The following is a 13,177-nucleotide window of genomic DNA, read 5'->3' as shown; positions in this document are numbered from 1 at the left end:
AGTGGTTAAATGGGTAATTATGCTGGCACTTGATGATTGCTGGCTTATGAAGCCAGTTCAAGCTTTGCTTCATTGAGACACAGAAGAATGCAGAAAATTGTGCGGTTAGCGCCAAAATAGTTATGCTTCTTTTTCACAGATATTACATAAAGTTAGATGGCAATCAGTGTGCAATAAAGTAGACTAGTGAGAGATTTGCTGATTAAACATTACCTATATCCTTATGCTGCTAACCGCTTCTCCTACTGCTGAGCTCTTTACTCAACACGAATTTCGCTCCATTGAACTCATTGATGATAGCTTGGTGCTTCATTCAGTGCGCGCTGAAGTGAGGATACCGTTCAGTGAGTGGTCAGGAAAGTTAAGTGTTAAGCGTGGGCTGATTTGGTCCTCCGTTTCTGTGTATAGTCATGAGTCGGATGGAACACAAGTATGTTGGGTGGTGCAGGGAGTACCTTGGAATCGCGCACAAGATTTTGCAAAGACAGCGGTTAAAGCCTATCAGGATTGGTATAACCAACAATGTTCTTTGCTGAATACTTATCTTCCGAAATGGGAAGACGAGTTAAGGCGCTTACGTTCGTTACCGCAGTTTTTGCCTCAGTCACAGATGAGTGCCTGGGCTAACGAGGTTAACGGACAGTTCGTTGAAATGAACATGTCGCTGTGTGAAGCAACGCGAACGATGCCTTCCCGTATTAATCGTTTGATCCCCTGGCTTGATAATACTGCTGAAGTGTTGGAGCAAAGAAACAGAGAGTGGCTGGAAAAGGAGCGAGAAAACTGGCAAGTACTGTTTTCACAATCTGAGTCCTCTCCACTCAACTATTCACAACAGATGGCGGTGCTGCATAACAATGACCGTAACCTGATATTGGCAGGAGCGGGTTCAGGGAAAACCAGTGTCCTGATGGCTAGGGTCTCTTATTTGCTACAAAGCCATCTCGCTCAGCCAGAACAGATTCTGCTGGTGGCCTTTGGCCGAGATGCGGCCCAGGAAATGAAACAACGTCTAGAAAAGAAACTGGGACAAACGGCGGACAATATTGCAGTACTTACGTTTCATCAGTTGGGGCTGAAAATTTTAAAAGAGACAGAGAATCAGCCTCCTGTACTCACTCCACTTGCTACCGAGTCTTCTCAAAAAACGGCCTGGTGTATTGACTGGCTGAAAAAGCACTGGATGACACCAACCAATTTCAAACGTTGGCAGAAGCATCTATCTAAATGGCCGATCGCTTATCTTAAAGGAGATGAAGAGTTAGGTAGCCAAAGTGAGAACCCAAAACTGATCGCCTGGTTAGAGCAGCAGCTTGATCAATTAATTGCTACTGGTTTTTCCAAGAAAGCAATTCAGGAAAAGATCATCGATGATGATGATTATACTCGCTTGAACAGTGAGTTAGCTCTGTGCTGGCCGTGCTATCAGGCGTGGCAGAAAATGCTGAAAGAGAGTGAACAGATTGATTTTGCTTCGATGATCACCAAAGCTACGAAACATGTTTCAACAGGTCGCTATAAATCTGACTGGAAATTTGTCATGGTTGATGAATATCAGGATATCTCCCCAGACCGATTAGAACTGGTTCAGGCTTTGTGCGAGCAAGAATCCCCTACAGGCAGCAAAGCAACTCTATTTGCTGTGGGAGATGACTGGCAGTCTATTTATCAGTTTACCGGTTCGGATGTGGATTTGACGACGGGCTTCGAGCAACGTTTTCCCCATGCCTCATTGCACCTTCTTGATATGACTTATCGATTCAGTGATAAGTTAGGGGAGGTGGCGTCGGATTTCATCCAGGCTAATCCTATTCAACTGCGTAAAGCGATTACCAGCCATAAATCGGTGAAACAGAAAGCAGTCATCATCGATCATGGAAGTCGGGTCGAGAAAATTCTCGATGAACTTAATAGCAAAGCAAAGCAAAATAAATCGGTGTTGCTACTAGGCCGCAATCACTATCACAAACCGGAACTGTATTCCGACTGGCAAAAACGTTTCAGTAACTTGTCTATTGAGTTTATGACCTGTCATGCCAGTAAAGGTAAAGAGGCGGACTTTGTTATCCTATTGAGTGTCGATGAAGGACAATTCCCGGCAAAACGTAAATTTGTCCATCTGAATAACGTGTTGACCGAAGGTAGTGATCAGTTCCCTCATGCTGAAGAGAGAAGACTTTTTTATGTTGCGCTTACTCGTGCAAAACAAAGGATATGGGTAACGTATAATTCCTCTCCGTCGCCATTTGTCCGCGAGTTGATGGAACATGAGCAGGTGCTGGTTAGGAAGTAATTGGATGACGGTGATCGAAGCCCCTTTATTCCAAAATCTGCGACTATGTAAGTTTGCAGTGATTCATCACTCTATACTCCGATGGTTATTGCAGCCTGTTATTAACAACGTCGTATTCAGGTAATGATGTTAACATAGAGATTTGTACATTATTCATACAACAAGCCTTTGTATACGGATAATTATGGAAAGGTGGGAGGACTTCCCACCATTAATTAGTTGAAGTTGTGAGAAACGCTACTACTGTTGTTCGACAAATTCCCAGTCAACATCGCTTGGTAACTCTGGCAAAGCCCAGTTATGAATGTAGTTGATTACTTTTAGTGCATCATCAGCAGCTTTGGTAAAGCCAATGGCTTTGACGCCCTCTTCTTGGTCACCCTCAAAAACCGGAAATGAGGAGCCTGAAGTTAGAAGGAGATTAACACGTTGCGGTGACAAGCTAGAAACTGGCTCTTTATTGGGAACCAACAGTACCGCTGTAGTACCTGTGTACATGTCAAGGCGAGAGTAGCTATATTCATTGAAATCGAAATAGGTCATTTCTTTGTCGATTTCACTATTAATACCCAAGAAGGTGTTAATATTGATGACAAGATCGAGGCTTATTGAACCAAACTTGTCAGCTGCACCAGCCAATAAAGCTGCCGCTGTGTTCATGTCGTCCACGGTTAGGTCTTCATTTCCTAAATGACTGAGGCCTCCCTCAGACAATATGTTTGTATCCAAACTAAGATTAGTTAGGTAACCATTCATCATTAGCTCTTTATACAGAGCCAGATTTTCAAGTGGTGAATCAATGGTTTTAACTATATCATCCTCAAGAGTAACCTGAATACGTCCGGCTGGATCGGTAGTAATCCAAGTTGCACTATTGATAGTCGCCATTGCTTCTTCATAAGACGAGTCAATGACTTCAACCGGTGATCTAGCCACACTCAAGCGACCAAAGTCCACCTCTTGGACATAAGCAGTAAAATCAGGATACGTGTCCGTGTACCAACCTAGTACTTCTGGAATTTCACATTCGTTGTCCAGTGGAACTAATGTTAGTTTTTGCTCTTCATTGACTGTAAATTCGTTAGGCAGGTCCAGAAGAGCGACACCTGTCACGTCATCTACAGCGTTCTCGTTAGCGATAGGTTGAAGACAGCCGTTAGTATCTTCTTCCGGTTCGTATTGCGCTGGATTGAAACTATAGTTCCAGGACCAGCTATACTTGACTGGCTCGCCATTCTCATCGCGCACTATAATTAACAAGTCGCCATAAAGATCCCCTTTATCAATACCGGGTTCGTTATTCCCCCTGCCTGGCTTACCATCGTTACCTTGACTTCCAGCCCAAGCTGGACGGTCGGAACTATCGTCGCTGGCCAGCACTGCATATGACGTCATAAGAGATAAGGATGAAAAAATTATCCCCATGAACACAAGTAGAGTTTTGCTTTTTGTTTGTATGCAACCCCTCATGATTTTCTCCTTCCTGTTTGGTAATGTCACTGTACCTACATAATTTATTTGCAAATGTTTGCTCTCACCCCTTTATTTTTCGTGTATTTACCTAATACAGTTTCGGCATTAAGTATTTAAAAATCAATGAGATAAAAGGCTACTTGTGCGTAGGCAAAAGTCCATAGACTAAAGTGACACACTTAGTTAAACTTTTTGCTCTAATGGGGCGGATATCGGTCGGTGAAGGTTGAGGCGTGCTTAATCATAAGCAGGCTGCTCAAAGCTTCTATGCAGGTTTTGCATAAGTGACTAGAAAATATTTGATGTTAAATGACAACAAAACAATTCAAAATTCAGGATGGTTCCTCATGAGAGTCCAACCTACTTTCCATGGCCAGGCAGACAAGTTGAGAGCGGTTTTGAACATTCAGTTTTTTGTAGATGCGGCTAATATGTGCTTTGATTGTATGCTCGCTTAAGCACATTTTATATGCTATCTCTTTGTTTTTGTTTCCTTGAGTGATTAGCTGAACGATAACCTTATCCTGACTGCTCATTTCACTGATTTGATTGTTATCGGAAAGTCCACCACCACTGAGTAGTAACGACTTGATATGTTTCTGATCAATCCAAATTTGGCCATCACAAACAACCTTTAGTGCTTTTTTGAACATCTCGACATTGGTTTCAGGGGCAATAATGCCAGTGATGTGGTAACAAAAAAGCAAGCAGATCAAGTCTCGCTCTTTTAAGCCTGTATCCAGAAAAAGTAGTTTCGCCTCAGGATTAGTATCCATTATTTCTGAGGCGTTTTGCTGAGAATCGAACAGGACAATGTCCGGAGAGAATGAAGTTACCTTAGGTGAAAGAGCGGTGGTGACGTCAAAACCGTCTTCATCAAGAAGTAATCGCAGTCCTTCACATATGACATGGTTATTTATGATGATCAATATTTTTATCGACATGCGTTAGATTCCCTTCCTGCATTTGTAAGACAAACAAGTAGTTACGCATACGCAAAACCCTAGATTATTTAGTTTGGTTTTTCAAGTAACAGAGAGGCTATATAGATAAAGGGTTTAACGATTAAGTTACCATAGGCAAATCTGGAATAATGGCTGTCTTGTCCTAGACCAGAGTTACATGATGATTTTTATCAATTTGCAACCTTTTCTATACGTGATTTGTCGTGTTAATTTGGAGGTGACTACTGAAGTGAAATTAGCGTGGTGACCACTACATAGCGACAATATGAAAATTATGTCAAACGATTCTAAGGCGAATCGAAACGAGAGTCGGTGCATACCCATTTTGGGGGCAGAATAGTGTTAGCTTTTCTGCCCCGTTTCGTTTGGCCTGATACGGGCTAAAAGTGACGAATTGTACTGTAAATGATCAGACTTTAGCGAAAGTGATCAAACTTTATTGTCTTATAACATCAATACGTTTTTAAGATGTAGTCTGAAAGCAAAAAACCTATGAGATCTTAAAAATCGAAATCGCCTGATCCATTTGGCTGGTTTGACTTGCAACGCCTTTCACTTCGTTCAGGCAGGAGCGAGCGTTATTCATGTTTTCGTTAGAAATTTCATTTAGCTCTGTAATGGATTCACCGACTTGGCCCATGACGATGCCCTGTTCTTCAATTGCGGCTGCAATCTGATCGGAGTTGGCCTGGATCTCGACCATGTCGTCGGAAATTTGCTGCAAAGCGCTGTCCAGTTTGGCCGATGCGCTCAATGTTGCTGCGCCTTGAGAATTACATTGTTCTATATCGGTGACCACAGTTGTCATCTGAGACTGAATCGCACTGACAAGGTTAGTGATCTCTTCGGTAGATTGATGGGTTCTGCTTGCTAGTGCGCGAACTTCGTCTGCTACCACCGCAAATCCACGCCCTTGCTCTCCTGCTCGCGCTGCTTCGATTGCTGCATTCAGTGCAAGTAGATTAGTTTGTTCTGCAATGTCCTGAATAATGTTAACCGCGCCACCAATTTTACCTACGTGTTCACTAAGAGAGCGTATTTCGTTATTACTTTCTTTTAATACAGCAGACAAAGACTGGATATTGCCGACAGTATCCTCTACAAACAGACGGCTGTTTTGCGAGTTATCAGCCGCTTTATTAACGACGTCGGCTGCTTTGTGGGTGGTTTGTGCTATCTCATCAATGGTGGTCACCATTTGCTGTACGGCGGCGGCCATAGAATTCGTATGATCGCTCTGACTATGAAATTGGTGAATCACATGGCCTAGCTCATCTTCCATATTGGTACTGCTGTTCTTAAGTTGACGAGATTGTTGCTGGGTGTTGCCAACGAGCGTACTGAAGTTGTCTAATAATGAGTTTACTGCTTTGGCAATTGACGCAATTTCACTGTTGCCTTTGATTTCGACGCGTTGCGTCAAGTCATTGTTTTCAGCGATGTTTGCGATGGTTGACTGAAGGCGTTGAACGTTTAAGTTAATAGCTCTGACCAATAGGGTAATAAATACGATGATGATAGCGAGCAATAATCCCGAAATTGTCCATTTGATAGTCGTTATTGCTTTGATCTTTTCGTCAAGAACTTTGCTTAGTTGCTGATTAAAGTTGGCAAAATCTGTTTCAATTTTGTGAGAATTGCTGCGCGTTAGTCCGAGTAGACCTTTGTCATAAGAGAAACCAATGACACTGCGTTGTCGAAGTACATCCTGACCGCTCTGATTGAGAGCCTGGTTATCTGTTTCATTAATATTTGTTGTTACGCCAAACATCACATCATCGTGATAGTCTAATAGAGAGATCGTTATGCCACGGGTAAGCTCCTGACGAAATGCATCCAAAAATGTCTTTGTTAGTCCTTCTGATTCGTTTAGGCCCAATGTCATGTAGGCCGTGACCAATTCAGAGAAGGAACTTTGGTAGGCATTGAGCTCTTCGATAAGTTGATTAGGTAACGACACCCCGGAGTTTTCCAAAGTTGTCATTAAATCACTCCGCTGTGCTCTGAAGTTCTCTGCATTAATCTGAAACTTGCTTAGGTATTTTTCGTCTTTTCGTAATAAAAAATCTTTCTCATTTCGACGAAGATTGAGGAGAGTTACCTCAAGCTGACTAAGTTTGGTTAGCGCCTGCGTGAGATTATCGGTAGTTTTAGCAAAGTAAGAGCTGGACATTAACATTGAAAAAATGGCGAGTATCGAGATTGAACCTAAAAGTAAAAGTTGATGCTTAATTTTCATTATGAGCCTTTATCATATTCTTCAGATATATTTTTGTTGCCCGGATGGGTGTTGTGAATATGTATGCATATTTTGTTTGGCTGGAAATGTACCAACACATTGATTTATAGTCACTACTCACTTGAGTAAAAAGAAACTAGTGAGTACAACACATTCACTGAGCCATATTTTTATTGTTATTGATTATTGTATCGGTAAGCGTACGCTGTTCTTTAGGAATAAATATCTGCTTGGACCAGTTGAAATAGAGCAAAGAGGCTAAATACTTGTTAAATTTAGAATTATATGACGCCATCATTTTTGACATGGATGGAACCTTACTGGATACAATGCCAAATCATGTCTTAGCCTGGGAGATGACGGCAAGGGAGTTTGATTTTCCATTCGATCAGGGTTGGCTTCACTCTCTCGGTGGAATGCCTAGCGTTAAAATTGCCGCTGAAGTATCAAAGCGTTATGGCATTGAGCTCGACGCCGCGTTGGTTTCCACATTTAAAATGAATACTTTTCGCGAACTTCCTATTAATGGTCAGCCTATAAGTCACACGTATGGAGTTTTTGAGCAGTACAAGAATCGTAAGCCAATGGCCATCGGTACGGGCAGTCAGCGTGAATCGGCATTGAATTTACTAGCACATGCCGGAGTACTTGATGACTTGGAGTGTGTCGTCTCTGCCACAGATGTGGAACGCCATAAACCAAACCCAGACACGTTCTTACTTGCAGCACAAAAAATGGGAGTGTCGCCGGGTAAATGTGTCGTTTTCGAAGATACTTTGCTGGGGCTGCAAGCCGCACACGCTGGCGGAATGGATTGTTATCTGGTGACTGAATCCGGTTTTGAATTTTATCCGGTAGAAACGGCTTAAATAAAAAAGCACCTCCAGAGAGGTGCTTTGCTTCAGTGATTTTTAGACTATTGAATCTCGATTAGCTCAACATCAAAAATTAACACGGCTGACGGTGGAATAGGGCCAGTACCGCTTTTTCCATATCCCAATGTGCTAGGAATGTACAAACGGAACTTGTCACCCTCTGACATATGCTGCAGACCTTCCTGCCACCCTTTGATCACCTGATTCAGGCCAAAGCTGATAGGCGTTCCACGGTCAACGGAGCTGTCAAAAACAGTACCGTCAATAAGCGTTCCGTGGTAGTGCACTTTTACCTTGCTTTTCGGTCCAGGCTTTTCGGTGTTGTCACCTTTGTGAAGAACTTCGTACTGTAGCCCGCTTTCTGTTGTTATCACACCTTCTTTTTTACCGTTTTCCAGAAGGAATGCTTGCCCTTGCTGGAAGTTTTCTTCACCCGCTTTGTTGTTGGTCCAGGTACGATAAATCATGAAAGCTGCAAGAAGCAGAACGACGATAGGGATGATGATTTTAGACACAATGATTCCTTATTGTTCTTTTGATTTCAGGTAGTTAATAGTTTCAGCGATTTCATTGATGTCCTGATGACCCCCTAAAATCACTTCGTACTTACCGTTGACGATAAAGGTCGGTACTGCATTGATTTTAGCTGCTGAAGACACGGATTCCGCTAGTTGCAAGTAGTCAAACAGGCTCTTTTGCTGTTCTTCATTTAATTCGTAAGGGCTAACCATGCCACGAGACTCAAAGATACGATCCAATTCAGTTTTCTTTGCGTTGCCATCCATGTCATGATTCTGGATCAGCGCAAACAGTTCATCTTTCATATCTGCAGGCACCTGGTTATTTTCTGCTTGCATGACCGCAGAGTAGAAAATCATTGCCGCGATTTGCGCGCTCTCGTTAAACATAACGTGCACTTTGCCCAGTTTACTGTCAGTGAGCTTTTCTAGATTTGGTAACATGGGTTCCAGGTTACGACAGTGACCACACCCTAGTGAGAACACTTCAGTTACTTGTGGTAAGCGGTAGCTGCTCAGATTAGTTTCCAGAGTGCGATATTGCTTTCCTTCGACAGGAGCATCGGTATCACTACATGCAGAAACGACAAGAGCGAAAGCTAAGACAGATAGGGTTTTTGAAAGAGTTTTAAACATGTTGATGCATCATATATGAAAATAACGCACAGAGTTTAACGTTTATTTAAGTGTGCTTACAAGCGATTCATTCCCAACAAATCGTTACAAATAGCAACATTGACATCCAGTTTTTTTCAGGTAACAGATAAAGTTATTCTGCGATTGGTCGATACTAACAGGTAGAACTGATCGATGGAGAGAGGAATGTTTACGTTGAGACACGCAGGTTGGCTGATGGCGACGGTATTACTGGCAGGCTGTAGTTCAGTATCTTCGACAACGAGTAAACTATTTCCAGAAATGCTACATACAGCACCGAAGTCTGAACATGATGTCCTACACCCTGACTGGGCCAATGCGCCAAACATGTCGAATGCGCGTGTCGAGGGGCCCTATGGGCAGGTGCGTACCGACGCCTGGGATTCGCTCGAAGGCTATCTGGTGAAACAGGGATTAGACTATGAGCTGATTCCTGGTGATTACGTCATGATTCGTCTAAAGCAAAAGATTCATTTCAATACAGGGTCGGCGAAGGTCGCAGATAACTCTGTGTATTGGCTTCAACAACTGGCTAACTTCTTAGCCGAACAGCAGGGTATTGATGTTGTCATTGGGGGGCATACGGATAGTACAGGTAGCGTAGTGATCAATGACCGTTTGTCAGATAAGCGAGCGGAGTCAGTGCGACAGGCGCTGGTTACACAACAGGTGCCAAGGCAAATCATCTATACCCGTGGCTATGGAGATCACGTACCGGCGTGTTCTAATCAAACGCAATATGGTAAAGCGTGCAATCGTCGAGTGGAACTAACGTTGATTGTTGCGCAGTAATGCTGTGATAGCAGATAGCTAATAGAGAAATCATGAAAAAGCGACGCTTCTGCGTCGCTTTTTCATGCATATGGATTGTCGATAGAAGATGTTAACTCAAACCTACAATATTACCGTCTTCGTCCAGGTCAAGTGACATAAATGCGGGTTTATCTGGCAAACCAGGCATGGTCATCACGTTGCCACATAAAGCATAGATAAAACCTGCACCAGCGCAGAGGCGCAGTTCACGAATGACTACGTCAAAACCGCAAGGCGCGCCTTTGATACTACCATCTGTGGTGATAGACAGGGGAGTTTTTGCCAGACATACTGCAAGATGATTGAAGCCATGTTTCTCATATAGCTCCAACTGCTTCTGAGCCTGATACGATAATGTGACTCGAGCAGCACCATAGCCTACTTCACACACAGCCATGAGCTTTTCTTTAATCGGCTGCTCTAATGTGTATAGTGGCGTAAACTCTGCCTTAGATTCGCAGGCAGCCACGACCTGATTTGCTAGCTCGATGGTGCCTTCTCCACCTTTGGCAAAGCCCTCACTGATGGCTACACGGCAGTTAGAATCGAGCTGTGATATCCACTGTTTCAGTATTGCTAACTCCTCATCAGAGTCCTGAGGGAAGCGGTTTATAGCTACGACCGCTGGCACACCATATTTGGAGACATTGTTAATGTGCCATTTCAGGTTTTCAAATCCAGCTTTAAGTGCTTCACTATCCTGGCCGTAAATAGAGTCTGGAATTGGAGTACCAGGTTTTAAGTCATAGAAACCAGAGTTGGCCTTGAGACCTCGCAATGTGGCAACAATCACGGCACAATCCGGTTTTTTATCAGTAGCCGAAGCTTTGATATTGCACGCTTTCTCGAAACCCATATCTGAGCCAAAACCACCTTCAGTGATGGTGTAACGACTAAGCTTGGTTGCAATACTGTCAGCGATAATCGAAGAATTTCCGTGGGCAATGTTGGCGAATGGACCCGCATGAATCAGCGTTGGAACGCCTTCCAGAGTCTGCATCAATGTAGGTTCAATGGCCTCTTTCATGCTGACGGCCATCGCGCCGGCCACCTGAAGATCTTCTGTGGTAATGGGTTCACCATCTATGGAGTAGGCTAGAACTATTCTGCCGATACGCGAACGCAAATCTTTGAGATCTTTAGAGAGAGCCAGAATCGCCATCAACTCTGACGCTGCGGAGATATCAAACCCATCTTCACGTTCGTAACCGTTGATAGTCTTGTTTACTTCATTCTGTCCCACTGTAACCATTCGAAGTGCACGGTCATTGTGGTCGACAACTCGCTTCCACACGACGTTCTTGATGTCTATCTTAACTGCCCTCAGGCCAGTGCGTTGCTCGAAAGCCTCGTAGCCTTGGCGCTGTTCATGATAAATCCTTGCATCAATAGCGGCTGCGGCGAGGTTATGTGCCGCCGTCACAGCGTGAATATCACCGGTTAAATGAAGATTAAGCTCCTCCATCGGGGCAACTTGAGAATACCCCCCACCTGCGGCTCCACCTTTAACGCCAAAGATAGGGCCCATGGACGGTTGACGAATACAGGCCATTACCGATTGTCCCAGTTTTTTTAAACCTTGTGACAAACCGATGGTAGTGACGGTTTTTCCCTCACCTAATGGGGTCGGAGTAATAGCGGTGACAACAACCAGTTTGCCATCGCAATTGCTTTCCAGGCGCTTAATCGCGTCCAAAGAAACCTTAGCCTTGTAAAAGCCCTGAGGGTGGTACTCAGAATCAAGCAGCCCTGACTGCTTAGCAATGTCTGAAATAGGGGAAAGCGACGTCGTACGACAGATATCGATATCGGATAGCATTAACGGTCCTTAAAAGCCACAAAATAGTTGAGGGAAACGTTTGCGTCGAGATAATACTGGTTAAAAATGCTTTGTAAAGTTAAATGTTCAGCATGCTGCTCTAAAAATAATCAGCGCCAAACTAGTTGTCTGTTTTGAAAACAAAAAGAGGCCGAAGCCTCTTTTTTATCTGTCCCAATATGCCTCTTCCAGGCTGTCTTCACGCTCGGGTAGTGAGCGGGTTAATCTTGGAGAGTGTTGTGTGAGAACTTCATAACTTACTCGGTTCGCATATTTACAAATTTGTGATAGTGAGGAGTAGGTTAGACAAGGTGCAACGTGCTTATCTGAGTCCGGTACATTTTTGCAATGGAAATCGTTGGCTGTCATGTCATGCAGTAACGCTGATAGTGCACCATCACCCGCACCATTGGTATTCTTGATTTGTAGAGGACCACCGAGGTAGGGACCGATGTGCGAGTAGACTTTTTGTGGGTCTGAACAGTCAACTTTGCGCATAGCTCGACTGAATTCGAATTTGTTGAACTGCTCGATATCGCCTTCCAAAATATCGTGTGTCGTCTCGCGTAGTGCCACATTGTCACAGTATCCCGCCATATACAGTCCATTGGGACCAGCGGTGCACAACACAAGATCCACCCAATCGAGCGCTTTATCAGCAGCCAGCAAAGGGTCTGAGAATCCCGTCAGTGCTTGACCTTCTTCTTCGTTCATCGCAACGATGGTGACATTTTCTTTAATGTAGTCCTGCCAGAACTTTTCATTGCCTTCGATTACCCATTTAGTTCCTAAAGTCAGAACAACCGGCACTGCTTTGGCTTTAGCTATTTCTATCGCACGAGCGACGGCCTGAGGCATTGGGTCTTCCGGCTTCCCACGCATCAAATATGAAGAAACGACTAGGGCAGAAGCCTTGTCAAATACCGATTCTGGAATGCTTTCTGGCTTGAGTTGGTTCATTTCGCCTTCATTGATGGCAAATGTACGTTCGCCATCGGCAGTGATTAGCGTGTAACAGCGACCAATAGGACCATCGACCGTTTGTAAGTGGTTCAGATTCATTCGAGAAGAGGTGCGACACAAGTATCGATATCCGTAAGAACCAACTTCGATATTTTTGGACATTACACCCAATAGCACAGACTTACTGTCTGCCAATACAGAGTAGTTGTGTAAGGTGTTTCCAATGGTATCACCAGGGAATTGATGCGTAATCAGGCCTTTTTCAACTAATTCTGAATATAGGGCGTCCGCCTTGCTTTCTTCTAAAACCAATGAGTGTCCTTTACTCAGTTCATACTTAGCAAGAAAGTCATCATCGACTCTAGCCTCGATGTCAACGATGGTTTGCCCGACACCGACAATCGTGGGTCTGAATAGCTTAGGGGCAGACTGGGCTTGGCTAACAGAAAGGTCTTTCTTGCTAGTTGGAAAATAGTGTTTTGACTTGCGTTGTCCAGGAAATCTCATAGTAAAGGCTAGCGGATCAAAATTTGCCGCATAATATCACAATGGTTCCAAAAAT

10 protein-coding genes are annotated in these 13,177 nt (G+C 43.8%); 3 read left to right on the top strand and 7 right to left on the bottom strand.

Translation table 11 applies throughout. The features are described from left to right. Positions 1-223: 223 nt before the first annotated feature. Entirely contained in the window at positions 224-2,293 is a 2,070-nt protein-coding gene (gene helD, locus C4S60_RS01065) for a DNA helicase IV (protein WP_103878466.1), read from the top strand. A gap of 240 nt (positions 2,294-2,533) precedes the next feature. Here the strand turns inward: helD and C4S60_RS01060 are convergent, their stop codons facing one another. The 3 genes from C4S60_RS01060 to C4S60_RS01050 form a co-directional block, all read right to left on the bottom strand. After that, positions 2,534-3,763 (bottom strand): hypothetical protein, encoded by a 1,230-nt coding sequence (locus tag C4S60_RS01060; RefSeq protein ID WP_103878465.1) that lies wholly within the window; start codon positions 3,761-3,763, stop codon positions 2,534-2,536. 335 nt (positions 3,764-4,098) lie between these two features. Further along, a complete protein-coding gene (locus tag C4S60_RS01055) occupies positions 4,099-4,710 on the bottom strand; it encodes a response regulator transcription factor (RefSeq protein ID WP_103878464.1) in 612 nt (203 codons plus the stop codon). Positions 4,711-5,221: 511 nt separating this feature from the next. Next, positions 5,222-6,970, bottom strand: coding sequence for a methyl-accepting chemotaxis protein (locus C4S60_RS01050; protein ID WP_103878463.1), 1,749 nt, complete (start codon positions 6,968-6,970; stop codon positions 5,222-5,224). A gap of 266 nt (positions 6,971-7,236) precedes the next feature. Between C4S60_RS01050 and C4S60_RS01045 the strand changes: the two genes are divergently transcribed. Next, positions 7,237-7,839 carry a beta-phosphoglucomutase family hydrolase gene (locus C4S60_RS01045; protein ID WP_279626932.1) on the top strand — a complete coding sequence of 201 codons (603 nt, stop codon included), beginning with the start codon at positions 7,237-7,239 and terminating at the stop codon, positions 7,837-7,839. A 47-nt stretch (positions 7,840-7,886) separates the two neighbouring features. Here C4S60_RS01045 and bamJ read toward each other — a convergent pair whose 3' ends face one another. Both bamJ and C4S60_RS01035 read right to left on the bottom strand, forming a co-directional pair. After that, positions 7,887-8,360, bottom strand: a complete 474-nt coding sequence (gene bamJ, locus C4S60_RS01040; RefSeq protein ID WP_103878461.1) for a BamJ family beta-barrel-assembly machinery protein — start codon at positions 8,358-8,360, stop codon at positions 7,887-7,889. 9 nt (positions 8,361-8,369) lie between these two features. Further along, the gene (locus tag C4S60_RS01035; protein WP_103878460.1) at positions 8,370-8,999 is read right to left on the bottom strand and encodes a thiol:disulfide interchange protein DsbA/DsbL; all 630 of its coding nucleotides are present in this window, start codon (positions 8,997-8,999) and stop codon (positions 8,370-8,372) included. Positions 9,000-9,185: 186 nt separating this feature from the next. On the opposite strand from C4S60_RS01035, the gene C4S60_RS01030 reads away from it, so the two are divergent. Continuing rightward, positions 9,186-9,812, top strand: coding sequence for an OmpA family protein (locus C4S60_RS01030; RefSeq protein WP_103878459.1), 627 nt, complete (start codon positions 9,186-9,188; stop codon positions 9,810-9,812). Between the two features lie 91 nt (positions 9,813-9,903). On the opposite strand, the gene C4S60_RS01025 is transcribed toward C4S60_RS01030, so the two are convergent. Together C4S60_RS01025 and C4S60_RS01020 are read right to left on the bottom strand one after the other, a co-directional pair. Beyond that, the gene (locus C4S60_RS01025) at positions 9,904-11,652 is read right to left on the bottom strand and encodes a formate--tetrahydrofolate ligase (protein WP_103878458.1); all 1,749 of its coding nucleotides are present in this window, start codon (positions 11,650-11,652) and stop codon (positions 9,904-9,906) included. 165 nt (positions 11,653-11,817) lie between these two features. Beyond that, positions 11,818-13,122: an inosine/guanosine kinase gene (locus C4S60_RS01020; protein ID WP_103878457.1), complete on the bottom strand. Its 1,305-nt coding sequence runs from the start codon at positions 13,120-13,122 to the stop codon at positions 11,818-11,820. Positions 13,123-13,177: the final 55 nt, after the last annotated feature.

It is taken from the genome of Vibrio hangzhouensis (genome assembly GCF_900107935.1).
Taxonomy (GTDB): Bacteria; Pseudomonadota; Gammaproteobacteria; order Enterobacterales; family Vibrionaceae; genus Vibrio; species Vibrio hangzhouensis.
Note: the sequence above shows the minus strand (reverse complement) of the source record. Positions and strands in the feature narration are given on the sequence as shown.

Bases quoted from the DNA above. Each gene is read 5' to 3' on its own strand.
- C4S60_RS01050 (WP_103878463.1), bottom strand. From the start codon at position 6,970: ATGAAAATTAAGCATCAACTTTTACTTTTAGGTTCAATCTCGATACTC.
- C4S60_RS01020 (WP_103878457.1), bottom strand. From the start codon at position 13,122: ATGAGATTTCCTGGACAACGCAAGTCAAAACACTATTTTCCAACTAGC.
- helD (WP_103878466.1), top strand. From the start codon at position 224: ATGCTGCTAACCGCTTCTCCTACTGCTGAGCTCTTTACTCAACACGAA.
- C4S60_RS01060 (WP_103878465.1), bottom strand. From the start codon at position 3,763: ATGAGGGGTTGCATACAAACAAAAAGCAAAACTCTACTTGTGTTCATG.
- C4S60_RS01055 (WP_103878464.1), bottom strand. From the start codon at position 4,710: ATGTCGATAAAAATATTGATCATCATAAATAACCATGTCATATGTGAA.
- C4S60_RS01035 (WP_103878460.1), bottom strand. From the start codon at position 8,999: ATGTTTAAAACTCTTTCAAAAACCCTATCTGTCTTAGCTTTCGCTCTT.
- C4S60_RS01030 (WP_103878459.1), top strand. From the start codon at position 9,186: ATGTTTACGTTGAGACACGCAGGTTGGCTGATGGCGACGGTATTACTG.
- C4S60_RS01025 (WP_103878458.1), bottom strand. From the start codon at position 11,652: ATGCTATCCGATATCGATATCTGTCGTACGACGTCGCTTTCCCCTATT.